The organism is Chryseobacterium sp. SORGH_AS_0447, from assembly GCF_030818695.1.
Classification (GTDB): domain Bacteria; phylum Bacteroidota; class Bacteroidia; order Flavobacteriales; family Weeksellaceae; genus Chryseobacterium.
In genome coordinates this window covers 747,058-767,347 of sequence record NZ_JAUTAR010000001.1, presented here as the reverse complement: position 1 = coordinate 767,347, position 20,290 = coordinate 747,058, and the positions used below count along the sequence as shown (strand labels likewise).

The following is a 20,290-nucleotide window of genomic DNA, read 5'->3' as shown; positions in this document are numbered from 1 at the left end:
TTTTAGGTAAAAGTAGGAAAATTAATCAATATTATCCCAAAAATCAAAATAATTGAACCACTGAAGGGGATATTTCCTGATCATGGATTCCAGATTTTGGGTATAGGAGTTGAGAAGGCCCTGGGCATCCCGTTTTTTAACATTTTGAGCGACCCGCGCGTACAGATGGTAATGAAGATTATTTTCTTTCATGACATAGACATACACTACCGGAACACCCAATCTGGAGGCAATAAGAAAAGGCCCGGCCGGAAATTTGGCAGTTTTACCGAGTAATTCACTTTCCAGAAACTTGGAGCCTTCGAAATAACGGTCGCCGGTAAAGCAGATGAGCTCGTTGTTAGACAATGCTTCATTGATCTCGAAAATATGGGACATATCTTCTTTTACATAAATAAATCTAATGCTGCTCTGTTTTACGGAAACACTTTCCAGGTATTCCTTAATCACGGTAACTTCCTGATCGGTAGTCACTAAATTGATCTGGCAGTCGAAATCGATATCGGCAAAAAAATGTTCTGCAATTTCAAAGTTTCCGATGTGCGCGCTGATGAGCACCCCGCCTTTTTTTTCTGCCAACAGGTTCCTCAGATTTTCAATTCCGTCGAATTCGTAGGTATATTTATTCCTTAGTCCTGCGGAAATGGCCGTTTTATCAATGAGAACGGTTCCGAAAGTGAAATAATTTTTAAATAAAGAGATTTTAGTTTTCCAGTAGCTGTATTTCAGTCTTTCCCGAAAATAGTACCGGTAGTAGGTATTGCTTTTTTTCTCGAATAGGAAATAGTAGAAAGCGACAAAATAAAGCACAAAATAGGAACTTCGGATCCCGATATTTTTAATGCACCAGACAAAAATCCGGTAGCCCAGGATGGTTCCTTTGGATTTACCTTTCCACTTGTTCATAGCATTAGTTTGATAATGTAACAATATATCGATGTAACAGTGTAGCAATTATTTCATTGGCAGATTGTTACATCGATACATCATTAGATTATTTATTCTTTTCTGTGATTTTGTTTTCAATCGTGGTGTAGAAATCGTCGAACGTCACCATTTTCTTGAAGTCTGCTTCCCCCAGTTTCACCCCGAAATTAGATTCGATCACCACCACCATGTCAATATAATCCAGGCTGTCGAGCCCAAGCGTCGTTTTTAAGTTTGCCCCGTTGCTGATTTCATCACCGTCCACCTCAAATTCATTCACCAAAAAATCATTAACGATCGCAATAATTTTTTCCCTTTCCATGTTTTTAATTAAATTTTTTAACAATTAATGCGGAGTTGGTTCCCCCAAATCCGAAAGAATTCGACAAAAATACGTCAATTTTTTGACTTTTTGTTTCGGCGATCAGATTTATCTTTTTTGCCTCATCATCAGGATGTTCCAGATTAATATTCGGGGCAATAAAGCCGTTCTGCATCATCAGGATTGAGTAGATCACTTCACTCGCTCCGGCCATCCAGCATTCGTGCCCGGTCATGGATTTGGTAGAGCTTACGGGAACTTCTCCACCGAAGATTTCATAAATCGCTTTTGCCTCGTTGGCATCGCCGATCGGGGTTGACGTAGCATGAGCATTTATATAATCGATTTCTTGTGCAGTTAAGCCCGATTGTTTTAATGCTCTTCCCATCGCCAGTGCCGGTCCATCCACATTTGGAGTGGAAATATGTCCACCGTTTGATGAGAATCCGTAACCTACGATTTCTGCGATGATGTTGGCTCCTCTTTTCTGTGCCGATTCGAGACTTTCGACGATAAGCGTTGCGCCGCCGCCGCTCGGGATCAGCCCGTCCCTGCCGGAATCAAAAGGCCTTGAAGCTTTAGTCGGTTCATCTTCACGTACGGAGAAAACCCCCAGCCCGTCAAAGCTCGCCATTGAATATTTATTGGTTTCCTGGGCTCCTCCGCAGACGATCATATCCTGAAACCCGTTTTTAATCATCATAAAAGCCAATCCCAGAGAATGGGAACCGCTTGCGCAAGCCGCACTGATTGTAAGATTAATCCCTCTCAATTTAAAAATTGTGGAAAGATTCATCGTTACCGTAGAGTTCATCGACTTGAAGATGGCTCCTGAACCCATTAAGGTCGTATCTTTTTTCTCCCTGGCAATATCAATAGATTCCACCACAGCTTGGGAAACACTGTCGTTTCCGTATAAAATTCCAACCTCATGGTGGTCTAAAAAATCCTGGTCTATACCTGCCTGCTTTAAAGCATCTAAAGTAGCGATATACGCATATTCGCTTTCTTCCCCCATGCTCACACGTTGCCTGCGGTTGAGAAGATTTTTCAGGTCCGGCTTCGGAACAACACCCGCTAATCCGGATCTGAACCCGAATTCTTTTCTTTCGTCTACTAAAAAAATACCGGATTTCCCGTGAAATAAAGATTCCTTCACCTCTTCCAAAGAAGTTCCGATGCAGGAATAAATTCCCATTCCGGTAATGACAACCCTATTTTCCATGTTGTTAAATTTAACAATGTATCAATCTGGCAATGTAACAATTCTTATCAATCCGTATTCATTGGTATATTGATACACTGGTATCTTGTTACATTAATTTATGAGTAGATTCCGCCGTTAATATTAATGACTTCGCCTGTAATGTACGATGATTTTTTCGAAGCTAAAAATGCTACGAGATCAGCCACCTCTTCTGCTTCACCGAAACGGTTGGCAGGAATCATTGCTTTTAATTCATCTTCATTGAATTCCTGCGTCATATCGGTCTTGATGAATCCCGGTGCCACCGCATTCACGGTGATATTTCTTTTCGCTACTTCCTGTGCCAGCGCTTTTGTAGCGCCTACCAAAGCTCCTTTTGCGGCAGAATAATTGGTTTGTCCTGCGGTCCCTTTTACTCCGGAAACGGAAACCATATTGATGATCCGTCCGTATTTGTTGCGCAAAAGCTTCTGAATGAAAAAGTTCGTTACATTAAAAAAGCCGTTCAGACTTGTGTTGATCACCGCATTCCAGTCTTCGCTCGGCATCCACATAAACAATCCGTCCCTCGTGATCCCGGCATTGTTTACAATCACCTCAACGATTGCATTCGGATTGTTTTCCTGCCATTGGGTTAAAACAGCCTGTGTTTCTTCGGCATTACCAACGTCGAATTTCAGGATCTCTCCCGTAGCCCCCAGTTCTTCAACTTTGGCCAGCGTTTCTCTTGCCGCCGCCTCATTTGAAGTGTAGTTAATCAGCAGATGATAATTCTTTTCTTCTGCCAGTTTAATACAGATAGCTCTTCCAATTCCCCTGGAGCCGCCTGTGATGATTGCACATTTCATGTGTAGCGTATGTTAGTTTTAGTTTTTGGTATATTCTTTTATGACAACCTGTATTCCCGAGAGGTTACAAATTTTTCAGATAATTTTTCACTTCCTGCAGATACGGATACATCACCATATCATTGGAAAATGCTGGAATAATCTTTCTTATTTCATCATACAGTTCTTTTGTTGCCGATGAAATTTTATCCTGAAACCCAAGATATTCGATAGCCTGAACAATGGTGATGGCTTCAATGGTAAGCACTTCAAACGCATTTTCAATAACCTTTCTGCAAATCACCGCTGCATTTGTCCCCATACTTACAATATCCTGATTGTCATTATTATTAGGAATACTGTGAACATACATCGGGTTGGAGAGCATCTGACTTTCTGCAGTTGTGGAAGTCGCCGTAAACTGAACCCCCTGCATTCCGAAATTGAAGCCCAGCTTGCCCAAATTAACAAACGGAGGCAGGATTTCGTTGATTTTTGCATTCAAAAGATAATTCAGCTGCCGTTCTGCCAGCATCGTCAGTTTGGTAACCACGATCTTCAGCTTGTCCATTTCCAGCGAAATATAATCGCCATGGAAATTTCCGCCGTGGTACACATGCTGATCTTCCACATTAATGATCGGGTTATCGTTTGCTGAATTGATCTCGTTTTCCAATACTTTTTCCGTGTATTCCAATGTATCCAGGACAGGTCCCAAAATCTGCGGAACACAACGTAAAGAGTAATATTCCTGAACTTTTTCCTTGAATACTTTCTCCTGCTCTTCAAAATGGGTATATAAATGGTCGGCTCTTTTCCGGATCAGCTTGCTGTCGGATAAATGGGCACGCATTTTTGATGCGATCTTCTGTTGACCGGCATGCAGCTTGGTCCCGTTCAGCACTTCTGACAAGTGGTCGTCATAAGCCTGAACAATTTCATTAATAGCACAGGATAATTTAAGGGAAATATCAGTTAACTGGTTTGCTTTATGTGCGTTAACCACCCCAATTCCCGACATCACGGAAGTTCCGTTCATCAGCGCAAGCCCTTCCCGGATTTCAACCTGAATCGGTTCAAGACTTTCCGCTTCAAATACTTCTTTCGTCGGTCTTCTTTCCCCCTGGTAAAAAACTTCGCCTTCTCCGATCAGCACCAAAGCCAAGTGAGCCAGCTGTACCAAATCACCGCTTGCCCCTACTCCTCCGTGCTCAAAAATCAGCGGTGTAATATCCCTGTTGATTAATTCTTTAAGTAAATATACAACCGAGTGATGAACTCCTGATTTCCCAAGCGACAATGTATTCAGCCTTGCCAGCATACATGCCTTCGCTTCATCGGCAGGAAGCGGGTTGCCCATCCCGGAAGAATGGCTCCTGATCAGGTTGTACTGAAGCTGATGCGTATCTTCATCACTGATCTTGAACTGCGCCATCGGACCGAAGCCCGTATTCACTCCATATATTACTTTATTCTTTGAAAATTCTTTTAAAAACCGAAAACTTTCATCCACTCTGGCAAGAAGCGTTTCATCCAGTTCTATTTTCTCATTCTCAATGATGACTTTTTTAAAGTCGCTCAGTTCTAAAAAGTTGTTTATTTTCATTAATTAAAAAGTAATAATAAGATAATTTTGTAATTATTAATTAATTGTCATTAATTTTGCGGCAAAGATAGAAGTTATTATTAAAATAAAAAATCAAAGATGAGCAAAGAATTTGTTGACGTTCTTGTAATCGGAGCCGGGCCATCCGGATGCGTATCTTCTTCATACTTAAAGAAGAACAACGTCAGCGTAAAAGTTGTTGAAAAAACGAAGTTTCCCAGATTGGTGGTTGGGGAAAGCCTGATTCCACGGGTGATGGATCATTTTGACGAGGCCGGCCTTTTTCCGGCACTGGATAAAATGGGATTTGAAAAGAAATTGGGCGCACGTTTTTTAAGAGGCAACGAAGTTTGTATTTTTGATTTCAGCAATAAATTCGGGGAAGGCTGGGACTGGACCTGGCAGGTTCCGAGAGCGGATTTTGATAATGCTTTAGCACAGGAAGTAATCAACAAGGGCATTGACCTGGAATTTGAAACCGAAGTTACCGGTATTGAATTCAACGGAACGGATTCTGTAACGACTGTAAAAACGAAAGACGGCGAAACAAAAGAAATCCATGCCAAATTCGTAATTGATTCCAGTGGTTACGGAAGGGTACTACCAAGACTTCTGGATCTTGAAAAGCCATCGAAACTATCGCCCCACTCCGCTATTTTTTCCCATGTAAAAGACATCAACCGTGAAGAGGGAACCGAAGGAACGCTGATTTCTTTCGATATCATTGAAACGGAAGTCTGGCTTTGGGTAATCCCTTTCTCCAATGGAAATACAAGTGTAGGTATCGTAGGACCTACGGAATATATCGACCAATTATCTGAAAACGGCGATGCAGCCGAAGCGTTGCGGAAAGCCATTTCCTTATCGGATTATTATGTAAAACGTTTCGGAGATGTGGATTTCCTGTTTGAGCCGAGACATCTTAAAGATTATTCATGTTCGGTAAAAAGCCTTTTCGGGGACGGTTTTGCACTCACGGGGAATGCTTCGGAATTCCTGGATCCTGTTTTCTCTTCGGGGATGGCTTTTGCCACGGAATCCGGAATGCTGGCGGCAAAATTAGCCTTGAGACAGCTGAACAGTGAAAAAATCGACTGGCAAAAAGAATACGCAGATTACATTCTTTATGGGGTGGATGTTTTCACGACGTATGTAAAAGAATGGTATACCGGAAATCTTCAGGAGCTTTTTTTCCACCAGCCGGAAAATCCGGATGTCAAAAGAAAGATCTGCGCCGTGCTGGCCGGCTATGTCTGGAACAAGAAAAATACGTTCGTAAGAATACACGATACGGCGATTAAAAACTTAGCCGAATTTATAAAAACAGAAAAGCAACAGGCATAAAAAATACGCTTCCCTAACCGGAAGCGTATTTATTTTATCTGACTTAGTTATTTGATCTTCTTTTCAATCATATGGGCCAATGTCTTTGCTGTTTTGACATATCCTTCCGAAATCCGGTCGTTGTTATTCGGCAATCCTACGAAATTATCGCCGGGCGCATTTTTGCTGTCAATTTCCAGTAAAACGTGAGAAGGATCTGAAGTCTCCACAAATTTTAAAAGGGTGCTCAGCTTGGACGGCTGGTTCATAATTCCTCCGAACCATCCCGGATAAATCCATACGGTTTCTACAATCAGCGTATATTTTGCAGCTGGGTTATTAACGGAGGTTTTAATATCCGTATTTTTATTCATTGAAGCCAGAAATTTATCTACGAATTGGGTATTCTTGGAATATTCCCAGTCTTTTTTCCATTTTTCAAATTCGTCAGGGCTTTTACCGGCTTTCTGGATATCTTTTTGCTGCTTGGCAATATATTCAACTTCATTCATGTTCTCTTTGTAAAATTCAACATGGCTGTAATCCATCTGCAGATTCAGCTCGGTCTGTCCTTTTAAGAAATCGAAATTGCCGGAAGTTACTTTCATTTTCTGCCCGAAGATCATCCCTGTTAAGAAAACAAAAAAGGCGAATACTAATTTTTTCATAAGTTATTAATGTATGTTTTATTAATTTTAGTTCCGTAAGTCGATGAAGGCAATTGGTTTCCTGCTGTTCGGATGAAATACCGTTTTAGACAATACCTCGAAATCTATAATTTCTATTTTCGGACTTACCCGTAATTTGGCCCGGAAATGATCTCTCACTTCATTTACGAACGTCTCAGAATCACTATCGGTACTGATTTTAATGATGATTTCGTCCAGCCCTATCTCATTCGACTGAATCACGATCTGGTAGCACAGAATATTGTTGAAATCATTCAGGATGTCATTCATTGCCGGCGGATACAATGTTGTTCCTTTGTATTTGATCATCTGCTGTTTTCTTCCGACCACAGGTCCCAGCCGCATGGTGTTTCTTCCACATGGGCAGGGCTCGTAATGAGCTTTTACAATATCCCCGGTTTTAAATCTTAGTAAAGGTAAAGCTTCGACACCCAACGTTGTGATGGTCAGTTCGCCGCTTTCTCCTTCTTTTACGGGTTTTCCGTCATCATCCAGGATTTCGGTAATGATCAGTTCCGGGTGGTGGTGACCGCCGATCTGCTGTTCGCATTCCGTAAAGGCCGTACTCATTTCCGTAGAAGCATAGGTTGAGAAAAGCTTGATGTTCCACTTCTCTTTGATCTTTTTTGATAAAATATTATCCGTAAAATCCTGGTTTTTGATGCTCTCCCCGATACAGACGGCTCCATAAACACTGGAATTCTGATAATCGATTCCATGCTTTTCAGCATAATCAATCATTTTCAACAGAAAAGAAGGAACGGTAATCAGGTATTTCGGTTTGTACCGAAAGATGGAATCCCACTGCAGTTCGGGAATTCCCGGCCCCATTCTCACAACGCTGGCTCCCATTTTCCGTAAGCCTAAAAAATAAGCCAGCCCGGCCATGAACCTTTTGTCGATAGTAGTGATCATCTGTACCACATCTCCTTTTTGAATTCCAGCACAGGCGAAGGAAATCGCCTCGTTGTACGACAGGCGTTCCAAGTCGCTATCCGACAATCCGAATGTGACAGGATCACCCAGGGTTCCTGAAGTCGTGCTGTAATCCACGATTTTATCCGGCGTAATGCAGAAGAAATCATCATTGTTCTGCTGAATATCGTTCTTTGTCGTGGTAGGGATCTTCTGCAGATCTTCCAAAGTCTGAATGTCAGCAATACGGATCCCGTTTTCTTTAAATATCCTTTGGTAAAAAGGGGAATGCATTTCAAGATACACCAACAGTTCCTGAAGTTTTTGCTCCTGAAATTTTTTGATTTCCGCAGCTTCTGCTTTTTCGATGGATGGATGGAATTCCAATGGTTCTTATTTTTAAAGGACAAATGTATTTAATTAAAATTAAAATCCGGCAGATGAATTTTTCCTCAGATCGTATAGATTATTCACCCATAAATTACCGCTAAAAATTCACCTATTCGTTATTGCTCATCCCCCTTTACTTTATTTTTCTGAAACAGAACATTTTCATTGGAAATATCAAAATAAAACATATATTATAAACCGGTAAATTTTAGTAAATTTGCCAACTTAATTAATCATCGATATTGAGATATTACAATGAGCCAATTTAAAGAATACAAAAACCTCAACCTTATTGACGTAGCCGAGAACATCTCGGAATTCTGGAAGCAGAATAAAACCTTCAATAAAAGTGTTGAGATTCGTGAGGGGCAGCCTGAGTTTGTTTTTTATGAAGGTCCGCCTTCGGCAAACGGTATGCCCGGAATTCACCACGTTATGGCCAGGGCATTAAAGGATATTTTCTGTCGTTATCAGACCCAGAACGGAAAGCAGGTTTTCCGTAAAGCGGGTTGGGATACCCACGGACTTCCGGTAGAGCTTGGTGTGGAAAAGGAATTAGGAATCACCAAAGAAGATATTGGCAAAAAAATTTCGATTGAAGATTACAACAAAGCCTGCCGTGAAGCGGTAATGCGCTATACGGACGTATGGAACAACCTGACTGAAAAAATCGGGTATTGGGTAGATCTTAATGATCCGTACATCACATATAAATCTAAATATATGGAAACGGTTTGGTGGCTGTTGAAACAACTTTACGATAAGGAATTATTGTACAAAGGATACACCATCCAGCCTTATTCCCCGAAAGCAGGAACCGGACTTTCTTCGGCCGAACTGAATATGCCCGGAACGTACCATGATGTTTCGGATACGACGGTGGTGGCTCAGTTCAAGGTAAAAAAAGAATCTTCCGAACTGTTCAGCGATGTGGATGGGGACGTGCACATCCTGGCCTGGACGACAACCCCATGGACGCTTCCTTCCAACACGGCTCTTACCGTGGGAAGAGATATTGAATATGTCCTGGTAAAAACATTCAACCAATATACTTTCGAGCCGGTAAACGTTGTTTTATCCCGCGTGCTTTTACCTAAAGTTTTCGGGAAAAAATATACTGAAGGAACGGATGAAGATTTTGCAAATTATTCTGCAGAAAACAAAACAATTCCGTTTAAAATCCTAAAAGAATTCACTGGAGAAAAACTGGTGGAAACACGATACGAACAGCTTGTTTCATGGTTTACCCCGAATGACCATCCTGAAAATGCGTTTAGGGTAATTTTAGGGGATTTCGTAACAACGGAAGACGGTACGGGAATCGTTCATACGGCACCGACTTTCGGTGCGGATGATGCACGGGTTGCCAAAATGGCCAAACCTGAAGTTCCGCCGATGTTGGTAAAAGATGAAAACGACAACCTGGTTCCACTGGTAGATCTTCAGGGAAGATTTATTAAAGGGGAAAATGTTCCGGAATTATTCTCCGGGAAATACATTAAGAACGAATATTACGATGAAGGCACTGCTCCGGAGAAATCCTGGGATGTAGAGCTGGCGATTTTATTGAAAACGGAAAACAAAGCCTTCAAAGTAGAAAAATATGTCCACAGTTATCCACACTGCTGGAGAACAGACAAGCCGGTATTGTATTACCCACTGGATTCATGGTTTGTGAAAATGACGGCCGTAAAAGAAAGGCTGGTGGATTTAAACAAAGAAATCAACTGGAAACCGAAATCAACTGGAGAAGGACGTTTTGGGAACTGGCTGGAAAACGTGAACGACTGGAATCTTTCAAGATCAAGATATTGGGGAATTCCGTTGCCGATCTGGAGAACCGACTCTTCGACAGGCTCAGCACAGGAAGAAAAAATTATCGGTTCCGTAGAAGAGCTGTATAATGAAATCGAGAAATCCGTTGCGGCAGGACTGATGACAGAAAATCCTTTTAAAGGTTTCGTGATCGGCAATATGTCCGAATCCAACTATGAGCTCGTTGATCTTCATAAAAATATCGTAGACAAGATCATTCTGGTTTCGGATTCAGGGCTGCCGATGAAACGTGAAAGTGATCTGATCGATGTTTGGTTCGATTCGGGTTCGATGCCGTATGCGCAGCTGCACTATCCTTTTGAGAATAAAGAATTAATCGACAACAATAAAGCCTTCCCTGCCGATTTTATCGCGGAGGGAGTTGATCAGACCCGTGGCTGGTTCTATACGCTTCACGCCATCGGAACAGCCGTATTCGATTCGGTAGCGTATAAAAATGTAATGAGCAACGGACTTGTTTTGGATAAAAACGGACTTAAAATGTCAAAATCCAAAGGAAATGCCGTAGACCCGTTTGAAACCCTTTCGGTTTACGGGCCGGATGCTACGCGTTGGTATATGATTTCCAATGCCAACCCTTGGGAAAACCTGAAATTTGATATTGAAGGAATTGACGAAGTACGAAGAAAGTTCTTCGGAACCTTATACAATACCTATTCTTTCTTTGCTTTATATGCAAATGTAGACGGATTCAGTTATTCCGAAAAAGAAGTGGAAAACCGACCGGAAATCGACCGGTGGATTTTATCGGAACTGAATTTATTGATTAAAGAGGTTAAAGCCTTCTACGAAGATTACGAACCGACAAGAGTAGCCAGAGCCATCAATACATTTGTGAATGATAACCTGAGCAACTGGTACGTAAGACTGTGCAGAAGACGTTTCTGGAAAGGCGATTATTCAGAAGATAAAATCTCTGCTTACCAGACTTTGTATATCTGCCTGGAAACGGTGGCCAAATTATCCGCACCGATTGCTCCGTTCTTTATGGATCAGCTATACCAGGATTTAAATAAAGTAACCGGAAAAGATGCAGCGGAATCGATCCACCTGACGGACTTCCCGGTAGCGGATGAAAGCCTGATCGATCAGGATCTTGTGGAAAAAACGCATCTGGCACAGAGCATCACCAGTATGGTTTTCTCTTTAAGAAAAAAGGAAACTGTAAAAGTGCGACAGCCGTTGCAAAAAGTACTGATCCCCGTTTTAGACAAGAAAACGGAAGAACAGATCCTTGCAGTTGCAGAACTGATCAAGCAGGAAGTGAACGTTAAAGAACTTCAGTTAATTAATGCTGAAGAAGCTTCGCATCTTATTGTAAAACAGATCAAACCGAATTTTAAGGCCTTGGGTCCGAAATTAGGTAAAGATATGAAAACGGTAGGAGGAGCGATTGCCGGTCTTGAGACAGAACAGATTTCTCAGTTGGAAAAAGAAGGGAAATTGGATATCCAGGGTTACGAAATCACATTGGATGATGTGGAAATTTCTACTAAAGATATCCCGGGATGGACGGTAACTTCCGATGGGAAAACGACTGTGGCACTAGATTTGACGTTGACAGAAGAATTAAAATCTGAAGGGATCGCGAGGGAATTCATCAACAGAATTCAGAACCTGCGAAAGGAGAAAGATTTCGATTTAACCGACAGGATTGTTATCTTCCTGGAAGAAGACTCGCCTTTGCTTGAAGATATCAAGAAAAATGAGGAATATATTTCTTCTGAAGTCTTGTCAAATAAAATAGAAATTGTATCTTCACTTTCAAATTTTAACGAAATCGAAATAGATGAGGTTAATTTTAAGATAAATGTTGAAAAAAATTAACATATAGTTATTGTTTTTCAAATTCCATTTCATAATTTTATTAAAAAAGAGAAAAATGATTATGTCAGACGAAAGAGTAAGATACAGTGATGCTGATTTACAAGAGTTTAAAGCAGTTATCCGGGAGAAAATAGAGAAAGCTGAAAAGGATTTACAACTGATCAGAGAAAGTTTTATCAACGACCAGAACAATGGTACGGATGATACTTCTCCTACCTTCAAAGCATTTGAAGAAGGTGCTGAAACGTTAAGTAAAGAACAAAATTCCATTTTGGCAGGCAGACAGGAGAAATTCTTACGTGATCTGAAGAACGCTCTGATAAGAATTGAAAACAAAACCTACGGGATCTGCAGAGTGACCGGTAAACTTATTCCTAAAGAAAGATTGCTGGCTGTTCCTCATGCTACCTTAAGCATCGAAGCGAAAAATATGCAGAAATAACCGTTCGGTTATCTACAATACATTGGGTTTATATCGTATTTCACGGAATACTTTATAAACCTGATTTTTTAATATAGGCCCATGAGCGAAGTATTGATTTTAGGAATTATTGTTGTTGCCGTACTGGCGTTTTTCAACAGAGAATGGATCAAAAACAGATTCTTTACGGATGAAGAGCGAAATTATACGATCGATGACAAGTTTAATTCCGAGAAACGCGACCGGGAAAAAGAAATCGACCGTCTGCTGAGCAAGATGGGCAAAAACGGAGTCAATGACCTATCTGCGAAAGACAGGAAAAGACTCGACGAACTTTCCAGAAAATAGAAAACTTATATCAAGACAATGGAATCCATAATTGTGCACACCAAGAATGCCATGGAGCTGAGCGCACTGAAAAGTGTTTTAAAAGAAATGAACATCAAGTTCGAGAAATTCCATACCAAAAATACGCACCACAATGAGAAGACGATCAAAAAGATTGTTGACCGGAAAAATGAGAAAATAGGAAAACCTTCTAAACCCAAAGGCCTGTAATGAAGAAAATCGCACTTGTAACCTTTCTTATTTTACTGATCGACCAGGCTTCCAAAATGTATGTAAAAACGCATTTTGAACTGAATGAAAGCATTCCTGTTATTCAGGGATTTTTTAATAAAACTTTTGTGGAAAACCCCGGCATGGCTTACGGTTTTCATTTCGGAGGAATTATCGGTAAATATTTTCTTGTAATTGTAAGAATCTGCCTGATTGCAGGAATGATTTATCTTTTTAAAAAATGGCTTCAACGCGGCGAATCGAATTACCTGCTGATTCCTATGGCCATGATCTTTGCAGGGGCCATCGGAAATTTAATCGACGGAATGTTCTACGGAATGATCTTTGACAGCGGAACGGTCTTCGATGAAAGTACAGGCCGGTGGATCGGCTATGGTGGTGTTTCGCACTTTGTGCCTTTCGGACACGGCTATTCTACTTTTATGAAAGGCTGTGTGGTGGATATGCTCCACTTCCCGATCGTAGACTGGAACGTTCCGGAAAGCTGGCCACTGATCGGCGGAAAACATATTGAATTTTTCAAATATATTTTTAATGTTGCCGATTCTGCAATTACCGTAGGAGCTGCCCTTCTGCTGATCTTCAGAAAAAAAGCCTTTCCGAACGGACTGGAATTTTAAAAACATTTGATAAACGATGAAAAAATTAATTAAAAACATATTTAAAATGTTCCTGCTTCTTTTTGTAGCGGGAATTATTTTTATTGCCTGGGCCAATTATAGCATGAAAAGAAATACCGAGGCTTATCTTTCGTATGTAATGGCGGATCTTCCTAATACAAAAACAGGTCTTTTACTGGGAACAAGCAAAAATCTGGACAACGGGCTGCCCAATGCTTATTTCCTCCACAGGATCCGGGCCGCTGCCGACCTGTTTAAAAGCGGAAAAATCCAGTACCTTATCGTAAGCGGAGACAACAGCCGGAAAGATTATAACGAGCCGGAGGATATGCAGCAGGCACTAATAAAATACGGGGTTCCAGAAAACAGAATATTTCTTGATTTTGCCGGATTCAGGACCCTGGATTCCGTGGTGAGGGCAAAGGAAATCTTCGGACAGAAAAAACTGATTATTATTTCACAGAAATTTCACAACGAAAGAGCTGTATTTCTGGCACGTGAGAACGGCATCGAAGCCTACGGTTATAATGCGCCGGATGTTAATAAATATGCAGGCTTTAAAACCAACGTGAGAGAATATCTTGCGAAAACAAAGGCTTACCTGGATCTTTTGACAGGCGTTGAACCTAAGTTTGGCGGAAAGAAAATTCAGATTCCTTAAGGCTTTTTTTAAAGATTAAATTTTAGAATAGTCTGAATTTTAGTTTTATCCAAATCTTGCGGATTGGCAGATTTATTTGTAAGTATATAATCATCATAATATTCTGAATGATGTAAGCTTTGATTAGCAATATAGTGGCTTCTGCCCTTTGATATTAAAATGTCATATTAAACTCTGCTTTTAATAAGATTTAAACTTCTATTCAGACCACCCCATATCTTAAAGAATTAATTAAATTTGCAATTCATTAATTTTAAATATAAATTTTAAACAATGTCAAGAATTCTTACCGGCATTCAAGCCACCGGAACCCCGCACCTTGGGAATTTACTGGGTGCTATTATTCCTGCAATTGAGCTATCCAAGCAGGAAGGAAACGAATCATTTTTATTTATCGCGAATCTTCACTCGCTTACCCAGATTAAAGACGCGAAAGAACTGAAACAGAATACCTACGAGATTGCTGCGGCTTGGCTTGCTTGTGGGCTGGATACCGAAAAAACTTATTTTTACAGACAGAGTGACATCCCTGAAACCTGTGAACTTTCTTGGCATTTATCATGTTTTTTTCCGTATCAGCGACTAACGTTAGCGCATTCATTCAAAGATAAAGCAGACCGTTTGCAGGATGTGAACGCAGGATTATTTACTTATCCGATTCTGATGGCTGCCGATATCCTTCTGTATGACGCAGAGATCGTTCCTGTGGGAAAAGACCAGCTTCAGCATTTGGAAATTGCACGTGACGTTGCTTCACGTTTCAACAACCAGATGGGGGAAGTTTTTGTATTGCCTCAATCCGAGCTTCAGGAGAACACCAAATATGTTCCGGGCATAGACGGCAATAAAATGTCCAAATCCAGAGGAAACATCATCAACATCTTTCTGCCTGAAAAAGAGCTTAAAAAACAGGTGATGAGCATCGAAACCGACTCGAAATCCCTGGAAGAGCCGAAAGATCCTGAAACCGACAAAGTATTTGCGATCTATCAGCTGGTAGCAACGCCTGAACAGACTGAAGCATTAAGAGCGAAATATCTGGCCGGAAATTTCGGGTATGGCCACGCGAAAAAAGAATTGCTGGATCTGATTCTGGTACGATTCGAGAAAGAAAGAGAGCTTTTCTCGTATTACATGAACAATTTGGACGAATTGGAAGCCAAGCTTCAGGAAGGAGCGGCAAAAACGAGAGCGATTGCTACGGAAACAATGAAAAGAGTAAGAGAAAGCTTAGGGCTTTAATAACTTTTCAATAATGATATCATTTCGGCGGTCTCTTAAAATGGGACCGCCGAATTTTTATAGATATTCTTTAATCTGCAAAAGGTGCTTGATCACTTTCAACCCTTCCTCTTCCCTGTTTTCATTCAGGACATCAAAGAAAATAACGTCCATTCCGAAACGTTGGGCTCCGATGACATCCGCTATCCAATCGTCTCCGATTAAGATACTGTTCCCTTTTCCTGCTCCCGCCAGGTTTAAGGAATATTCGAAAATTTCCGGACGTGGTTTTCTTACGCCTACGGTATCGGCGCTGGTAATGGTTTGGAAATATTTGTCGATCCCGGATAAAATACATTTCCGTTCGGTGACCTCCTTAAAGCCGTTGGAAATGATGTGCAAAGTATAATTCTTTGCTTTAAGATATTCCAGAATATACACCGCACCTTCCACCAGTTCGTTATGATTGAGGATTTTATCTAAAAAATGCTCTTCAAAATATATCGAAAGGGCTTCATCATCTACATTAAAACGTTTAAAGGTATCGTAAAAACGGTGTTTTCGAAGGTATTCTTTATCAATGATGCCGTCCCGGATATCTTCCCAAAGCTTCTCATTGATTTCGTGATAAACCGCATGGAATTCATTAAAATCGATATTATATTTCAGACCGATTTCTTCTTTTTCAAAAAGTTCTTTAATGGTAAGGTATGCGTTTTTACGGTGATCCCACAGTGTATTGTCTAGGTCAAAAAAAATGTGCTGAATTTTCATACAGCACAAAATTAATAATTTTAATTTTTGGAAATCGGATAATTCTTGCCCGGAGTCTTTACGACCTCGACACTCTTTGAAAAGCTGAGCAAAAACTCAATAGTTTGTTTCTTAGGTTTCAAAGCTTTCACTTTTAAGGAATCATTTTTTCTCATAGGCGATTAAATGTTTTTCCTTAAAACGAGAATATTCCGAAATTATTATCTATCGTGTTAAGATAATATTCTTTTCATCCATGATTTTTCTCAGGTTGATCAGAGCATACCGTACCCGTCCCAATGTGGTGTTGATACTCATATCGGTATGGTCGGCTATTTCTTTAAAACTCAATCCGTCAAAAAATCTCAGTTTAATGACTTCCTGCTGGTTCTGTGGCAGAAACTGAAGCATCTTCAACAGATCTTCCTGGATCTGATTGGTTACCAGCTGGTCTTCAATATTTTCGGAAGGCTCTTTCAGCAGATCAAAAATAGAATATTCGTCGGTTTCAAAAGTAGTTTCCGAAACTTTGATATTTTTGGCTTTTGCTCTGAAATGGTCGATAATAAGATTGTGGGCAATTCTTTTAGCCCAAAGAATGAATTTACCTTCCTCGTTGTAGCGTCCTTCTTTCAGCATCACGATAATTTTCATGAATGTATCCTGAAATACATCGTTTGCCAAATCTTCATCATTAATTTTGTAAAAAATGAATGTAAACAGTTCTCTCTGATGGCGGTGTATAAGGGTTGACAGCGCCGTTTCGTCTCCTTTCTGGTAAAGGGAAATTAGTAAACTATCCGATTTTGATTTCATAACTTCTTCTCAATAAATATACTTGCCGAAGATAATTTTTCCAGATATTTCATCTGGCTTCAGCTGTAAATACAAAACAATTCTTCAGAGTAAAGTATAATCAATAGGCGGATACAATTTTTCTATGTTGTAAATATAATAAATTTTTAATAACTGTTAACCATTTATTAACTTTTTACAAGAAAAATTTAAAAAAAATCACTTAAACATGTCGTGAATGAATACAGTAGGGATATTTAGTGTTAAATTAACATTCACACCCCTCAATTCTTTACCGTTTATTCCGCTGTTTCCTATCGGAAAAGCATACCCTCCCGAAAGATCCAGGATCCCAAAAAGCGTAACACCGACCTTCGGAGCAATATATTTATTCGTTCCTTCGGCTCCCACCAGGAAATAATAGGAATGGTAAAAATCCACATTTTTTTCAAAATTCAGCAATACGTCGGCCGATACCTTCGGCATAATGGCAAATTTTGAATTTGCAGACCCCATCATTGCAGAAGCTCCCAAACGGTAAATCACATCATCATTTTTCAAAAAAAGCAGTTTTCCTCCTACTTCACCGAAGCTTTGGTTCTGATAGGTATACCCTACACTGATCATTTTATGCACGGTTACCTGTGCTTTAGCGAAAGTACTCAGGAAAAATACGGATAGGATCGCGATGGCAGATCTGGCGTTCATCATCTTTAATTTATTATTAAATGTAAAAATAAAAAAAACTGCCTTATCAAAAGGATAAAGCAGTCATTTATTGTAGCAAGTTTAAAAATTAAATTCCGAAAGCGGCTTTAATTTCATCTACTTTGTCTAATTTTTCCCATGTAAAGAACTCAAGATTTTCAAGGGTAAGTTCATTTTTATGCCCTTTGTTGAAAGTCTTGCTTGCAATATAGCTTTCTCTTCCCATGTGTCCGTAAGAAGCGGTATCCTGATAGATAGGGTTTCTCAGCTTTAAGTTCTGTTCGATCGCATAAGGTCTCAAATCGAAAACCGTAGAAACTTTCTTCGCGATTTCCCCGTCGTTAAGATCTACTTTTGACGTTCCGTAAGTATTGATGTACAATCCGCAAGGTTCTGCTACACCGATAGCATAAGAAACCTGTACCAGAACTTCATCGGCAACGCCGGCCGCTACCAGGTTTTTGGCAATGTGCCTTGTTGCATATGCAGCACTACGGTCTACCTTCGAAGGATCTTTTCCGGAGAAAGCCCCGCCTCCGTGAGCTCCTTTTCCACCGTAAGTATCCACGATGATTTTTCTGCCGGTAAGGCCGGTATCCCCGTGAGGACCTCCGATTACGAATTTCCCGGTAGGATTGATGTGATATTTGATCTGATCGTTGAATAACGCTTTGATTTCATCCGACTGTAAAGCCACTACCCTTGGAATCAGGATATTTTTAATGTCTTCTCTGATTTTGTTCAACATTTCTTCTTCTGCCGCAAAATCATCGTGTTGCGTAGAAACCACGATAGAATCGATTCTGATTGGCTTATGATCATCGGAATATTCGATGGTTACCTGGCTTTTTGCATCAGGACGAAGGTATTTGATTTCCGAATTCTCTCTTCGGATCGCAGAAAGTTCTTTAAGAATAGTGTGGGCCAGATCCAGAGCCAAAGGCATATAGTTAGCCGTTTCATTGGTAGCATACCCGAACATCATTCCCTGGTCACCCGCTCCCTGAGCGTTGGCTTTTGCTTCAAAAGACTCATCAGAAACAGCTCTGTCCACACCCTGGTTGATATCCGGAGACTGTTCGTGGATCGCAGAAATTACCCCGCAAGAATCCCCGTTGAACATATATTCTCCTTTTGTATAACCGATTCCGTTGATTACCTCTCTCGCAATGGTCTGCACATCAAGATAAGCATCCGATTTTACTTCACCGGCCAAAACCACCTGTCCTGTCGTTACAAGCGTTTCACAAGCTACCTTTGAAGATTTATCGTATGCTAAAAAGTGATCGATTAATGCATCGGATATCTGATCGGCGATTTTATCCGGATGTCCTTCTGAAACGGATTCAGATGTAAATAAATAAGACATGTTATTCTGTTGTTTGAGATTAAAATTCACAAGGAAAAATAAGAATAATTGTCTAAAGGCCTAAAAAAGAATACTGTTTTAGCATTTTTTTATAGAGGTTGCAATCAGGTCAAATTTTTCCTCGTCCGTAAACGTTGGCAAATTTAAGTACTATTTTTTAATACTCAAAATTTTTGTCTACTAATTATAATTTTCTTGAAATTAACGGTTTAACAGCCGTTGGCAATAAAAAACTATTGAGGTTTTATGCTTACGAATTCTTTCGGACTTTCGTTATAATTCAGTTTTTTCTCTAAAGAAGTCCGGATTGAATGCGATAATTCGTCAATAATTTTCTGCTTAAAGGTCGGCTTGTAGTAGATAATGCTGATTTCCCTGTATGGAAAAGGTTTTTTGAAACGGTATACATTCTTTTTCTGCTGCTCGGAAAGCTGGTTCAGGGCAAGCTCCGGCAAAATGCTGATTCCACCCACTTTATCCACCATGTGTACCAATGTCTGAATATTGGACGCCAGGAAATCCAGGTTTTTCGGCTTTAATGTGTTCTCTTTAAGATGGCAGATATTCTCGAACTGGTTTCTCAAACAGTTCCCTTCTTCCAACAGCCATACTTTTTCTACATTCAGCTCTTCAGGAACTACATAAGAATTCTTCTTGTTGGTTTCCGTTTCGGAACTGTAAATCATCAGCTCTTCGTTGAACAGGAAATCCTGATAAAACTCATCGGCAGCATCATACGGTGTTGAGATAATTCCGGCATCCAATTCTCCTGCTTTCAGGGATTTGACAATATTATCGGTCGTCATCTCCTTCACATTCATCTGGATTTTCGGATTGTCTTTCAGAAACTTAAAAATTTCAGTTGGTAGAATAAAAGATGAAACGGTAGGAATAATTCCGATGTTGATGGTACCACCCAGAATGTTATTCAGAAGGTTGGCTTTATTCTTCAGTTCATTGACAGATTCTATAATCACCTTGGCCTGATCGATAATCTGAAGCCCTACATCAGTTGTCCGGATCGGGTGTGTAGTACGGTCGAAAACCTTTACATCCAGTTCATCCTCGAATTTCTGTATCATGGCGCTTAACGTAGGCTGGGTAATGAAGCATGCCTGAGCTGCTTTACCAAAATGCTTGTACTTATCCACTGCGATAAGATACTCCAGTTGCTGAATGTTCATCTGATTAATATTATCTATTACAAAGATAAAATGTTTTTGCTATTGACAATTAAAAATTCAAGTAATTTTGATTATTACTACCTTTACATAATCAAATACCACTCCGAAAA

General features: G+C 40.2%; 20 protein-coding genes. 8 read left to right on the top strand and 12 right to left on the bottom strand.

Features of this window, described 5'->3' with window-relative positions; translation table 11 throughout:
- Positions 1-21: 21 nt before the first annotated feature.
- The 5 genes from QE422_RS03685 to hutH form a co-directional block, all read right to left on the bottom strand.
- The gene (locus QE422_RS03685; RefSeq protein WP_307455135.1) at positions 22-906 is read right to left on the bottom strand and encodes a lipid A biosynthesis acyltransferase; all 885 of its coding nucleotides are present in this window, start codon (positions 904-906) and stop codon (positions 22-24) included.
- Between the two features lie 88 nt (positions 907-994).
- On the bottom strand, positions 995-1,249 hold the full coding sequence (locus QE422_RS03680; RefSeq protein ID WP_307455133.1) for an acyl carrier protein: 255 nt from the start codon (positions 1,247-1,249) through the stop codon (positions 995-997).
- Between the two features lie 4 nt (positions 1,250-1,253).
- Positions 1,254-2,474, bottom strand: coding sequence for a beta-ketoacyl synthase (locus QE422_RS03675; RefSeq protein WP_307455131.1), 1,221 nt, complete (start codon positions 2,472-2,474; stop codon positions 1,254-1,256).
- A 98-nt stretch (positions 2,475-2,572) separates the two neighbouring features.
- Positions 2,573-3,304 carry a 3-oxoacyl-ACP reductase FabG gene (gene fabG / locus QE422_RS03670; RefSeq protein WP_307455130.1) on the bottom strand — a complete coding sequence of 244 codons (732 nt, stop codon included), beginning with the start codon at positions 3,302-3,304 and terminating at the stop codon, positions 2,573-2,575.
- A gap of 64 nt (positions 3,305-3,368) precedes the next feature.
- A complete protein-coding gene (gene hutH / locus QE422_RS03665) occupies positions 3,369-4,889 on the bottom strand; it encodes a histidine ammonia-lyase (RefSeq protein ID WP_307455128.1) in 1,521 nt (506 codons plus the stop codon).
- A gap of 99 nt (positions 4,890-4,988) precedes the next feature.
- Between hutH and QE422_RS03660 the strand changes: the two genes are divergently transcribed.
- Positions 4,989-6,233 carry an NAD(P)/FAD-dependent oxidoreductase gene (locus QE422_RS03660; RefSeq protein WP_307455127.1) on the top strand — a complete coding sequence of 415 codons (1,245 nt, stop codon included), beginning with the start codon at positions 4,989-4,991 and terminating at the stop codon, positions 6,231-6,233.
- A gap of 47 nt (positions 6,234-6,280) precedes the next feature.
- On the opposite strand, the gene QE422_RS03655 is transcribed toward QE422_RS03660, so the two are convergent.
- Entirely contained in the window at positions 6,281-6,880 is a 600-nt protein-coding gene (locus QE422_RS03655; protein ID WP_307455125.1) for a hypothetical protein, read from the bottom strand.
- Positions 6,881-6,907: 27 nt separating this feature from the next.
- Complete coding sequence (locus QE422_RS03650; protein WP_307455124.1) at positions 6,908-8,203, bottom strand: phenylacetate--CoA ligase family protein; 1,296 nt, start codon at positions 8,201-8,203, stop codon at positions 6,908-6,910.
- Between the two features lie 258 nt (positions 8,204-8,461).
- On the opposite strand from QE422_RS03650, the gene ileS reads away from it, so the two are divergent.
- The 7 genes from ileS (at position 8,462) to trpS (ending at position 15,392) form a co-directional block, all read left to right on the top strand.
- Entirely contained in the window at positions 8,462-11,869 is a 3,408-nt protein-coding gene (gene ileS / locus QE422_RS03645; RefSeq protein ID WP_307455122.1) for an isoleucine--tRNA ligase, read from the top strand.
- Between the two features lie 61 nt (positions 11,870-11,930).
- Positions 11,931-12,311, top strand: coding sequence for a TraR/DksA C4-type zinc finger protein (locus QE422_RS03640; protein WP_307455121.1), 381 nt, complete (start codon positions 11,931-11,933; stop codon positions 12,309-12,311).
- A gap of 81 nt (positions 12,312-12,392) precedes the next feature.
- The gene (locus QE422_RS03635) at positions 12,393-12,638 is read left to right on the top strand and encodes a DUF6576 domain-containing protein (RefSeq protein WP_307455120.1); all 246 of its coding nucleotides are present in this window, start codon (positions 12,393-12,395) and stop codon (positions 12,636-12,638) included.
- Between the two features lie 18 nt (positions 12,639-12,656).
- Positions 12,657-12,848 carry a DUF2683 family protein gene (locus QE422_RS03630; RefSeq protein ID WP_307455119.1) on the top strand — a complete coding sequence of 64 codons (192 nt, stop codon included), beginning with the start codon at positions 12,657-12,659 and terminating at the stop codon, positions 12,846-12,848.
- On the top strand, positions 12,848-13,489 hold the full coding sequence (locus QE422_RS03625) for a lipoprotein signal peptidase (RefSeq protein WP_307455117.1): 642 nt from the start codon (positions 12,848-12,850) through the stop codon (positions 13,487-13,489). Before QE422_RS03630 ends, QE422_RS03625 begins: the two co-directional genes overlap by 1 nt.
- Positions 13,490-13,505: 16 nt before the next feature.
- Positions 13,506-14,150, top strand: coding sequence for a vancomycin high temperature exclusion protein (locus tag QE422_RS03620; protein WP_307455116.1), 645 nt, complete (start codon positions 13,506-13,508; stop codon positions 14,148-14,150).
- A gap of 273 nt (positions 14,151-14,423) precedes the next feature.
- Complete coding sequence (trpS, locus tag QE422_RS03615; RefSeq protein WP_307455115.1) at positions 14,424-15,392, top strand: tryptophan--tRNA ligase; 969 nt, start codon at positions 14,424-14,426, stop codon at positions 15,390-15,392.
- Between the two features lie 57 nt (positions 15,393-15,449).
- Here trpS and QE422_RS03610 read toward each other — a convergent pair whose 3' ends face one another.
- The 5 genes from QE422_RS03610 to QE422_RS03590 form a co-directional block, all read right to left on the bottom strand.
- A complete protein-coding gene (locus QE422_RS03610) occupies positions 15,450-16,145 on the bottom strand; it encodes a YjjG family noncanonical pyrimidine nucleotidase (RefSeq protein ID WP_307455113.1) in 696 nt (231 codons plus the stop codon).
- A gap of 204 nt (positions 16,146-16,349) precedes the next feature.
- Positions 16,350-16,940, bottom strand: coding sequence for an RNA polymerase sigma factor (locus tag QE422_RS03605; RefSeq protein ID WP_307455111.1), 591 nt, complete (start codon positions 16,938-16,940; stop codon positions 16,350-16,352).
- A 198-nt stretch (positions 16,941-17,138) separates the two neighbouring features.
- The gene (locus QE422_RS03600; protein ID WP_307455109.1) at positions 17,139-17,630 is read right to left on the bottom strand and encodes a hypothetical protein; all 492 of its coding nucleotides are present in this window, start codon (positions 17,628-17,630) and stop codon (positions 17,139-17,141) included.
- A gap of 85 nt (positions 17,631-17,715) precedes the next feature.
- Positions 17,716-18,996: a methionine adenosyltransferase gene (metK, locus tag QE422_RS03595; RefSeq protein ID WP_307455107.1), complete on the bottom strand. Its 1,281-nt coding sequence runs from the start codon at positions 18,994-18,996 to the stop codon at positions 17,716-17,718.
- A gap of 233 nt (positions 18,997-19,229) precedes the next feature.
- On the bottom strand, positions 19,230-20,180 hold the full coding sequence (locus QE422_RS03590) for a LysR substrate-binding domain-containing protein (RefSeq protein WP_307455106.1): 951 nt from the start codon (positions 20,178-20,180) through the stop codon (positions 19,230-19,232).
- Between the last annotated feature and the right edge of the window lie 110 nt (positions 20,181-20,290).

What these genes read in the sequence shown, in the direction of transcription:
- QE422_RS03685 (WP_307455135.1), bottom strand. Translation starts at nt 906, where the DNA reads ATGAACAAGTGGAAAGGTAAATCCAAAGGAACCATCCTGGGCTACCGG.
- QE422_RS03680 (WP_307455133.1), bottom strand. Translation starts at nt 1,249, where the DNA reads ATGGAAAGGGAAAAAATTATTGCGATCGTTAATGATTTTTTGGTGAAT.
- QE422_RS03675 (WP_307455131.1), bottom strand. Translation starts at nt 2,474, where the DNA reads ATGGAAAATAGGGTTGTCATTACCGGAATGGGAATTTATTCCTGCATC.
- fabG (WP_307455130.1), bottom strand. Translation starts at nt 3,304, where the DNA reads ATGAAATGTGCAATCATCACAGGCGGCTCCAGGGGAATTGGAAGAGCT.
- hutH (WP_307455128.1), bottom strand. Translation starts at nt 4,889, where the DNA reads ATGAAAATAAACAACTTTTTAGAACTGAGCGACTTTAAAAAAGTCATC.
- QE422_RS03660 (WP_307455127.1), top strand. Translation starts at nt 4,989, where the DNA reads ATGAGCAAAGAATTTGTTGACGTTCTTGTAATCGGAGCCGGGCCATCC.
- QE422_RS03655 (WP_307455125.1), bottom strand. Translation starts at nt 6,880, where the DNA reads ATGAAAAAATTAGTATTCGCCTTTTTTGTTTTCTTAACAGGGATGATC.
- ileS (WP_307455122.1), top strand. Translation starts at nt 8,462, where the DNA reads ATGAGCCAATTTAAAGAATACAAAAACCTCAACCTTATTGACGTAGCC.
- QE422_RS03640 (WP_307455121.1), top strand. Translation starts at nt 11,931, where the DNA reads ATGTCAGACGAAAGAGTAAGATACAGTGATGCTGATTTACAAGAGTTT.
- QE422_RS03635 (WP_307455120.1), top strand. Translation starts at nt 12,393, where the DNA reads ATGAGCGAAGTATTGATTTTAGGAATTATTGTTGTTGCCGTACTGGCG.
- QE422_RS03630 (WP_307455119.1), top strand. Translation starts at nt 12,657, where the DNA reads ATGGAATCCATAATTGTGCACACCAAGAATGCCATGGAGCTGAGCGCA.
- QE422_RS03625 (WP_307455117.1), top strand. Translation starts at nt 12,848, where the DNA reads ATGAAGAAAATCGCACTTGTAACCTTTCTTATTTTACTGATCGACCAG.
- QE422_RS03620 (WP_307455116.1), top strand. Translation starts at nt 13,506, where the DNA reads ATGAAAAAATTAATTAAAAACATATTTAAAATGTTCCTGCTTCTTTTT.
- trpS (WP_307455115.1), top strand. Translation starts at nt 14,424, where the DNA reads ATGTCAAGAATTCTTACCGGCATTCAAGCCACCGGAACCCCGCACCTT.
- QE422_RS03610 (WP_307455113.1), bottom strand. Translation starts at nt 16,145, where the DNA reads ATGAAAATTCAGCACATTTTTTTTGACCTAGACAATACACTGTGGGAT.
- QE422_RS03605 (WP_307455111.1), bottom strand. Translation starts at nt 16,940, where the DNA reads ATGAAATCAAAATCGGATAGTTTACTAATTTCCCTTTACCAGAAAGGA.
- QE422_RS03600 (WP_307455109.1), bottom strand. Translation starts at nt 17,630, where the DNA reads ATGATGAACGCCAGATCTGCCATCGCGATCCTATCCGTATTTTTCCTG.
- metK (WP_307455107.1), bottom strand. Translation starts at nt 18,996, where the DNA reads ATGTCTTATTTATTTACATCTGAATCCGTTTCAGAAGGACATCCGGAT.
- QE422_RS03590 (WP_307455106.1), bottom strand. Translation starts at nt 20,180, where the DNA reads ATGAACATTCAGCAACTGGAGTATCTTATCGCAGTGGATAAGTACAAG.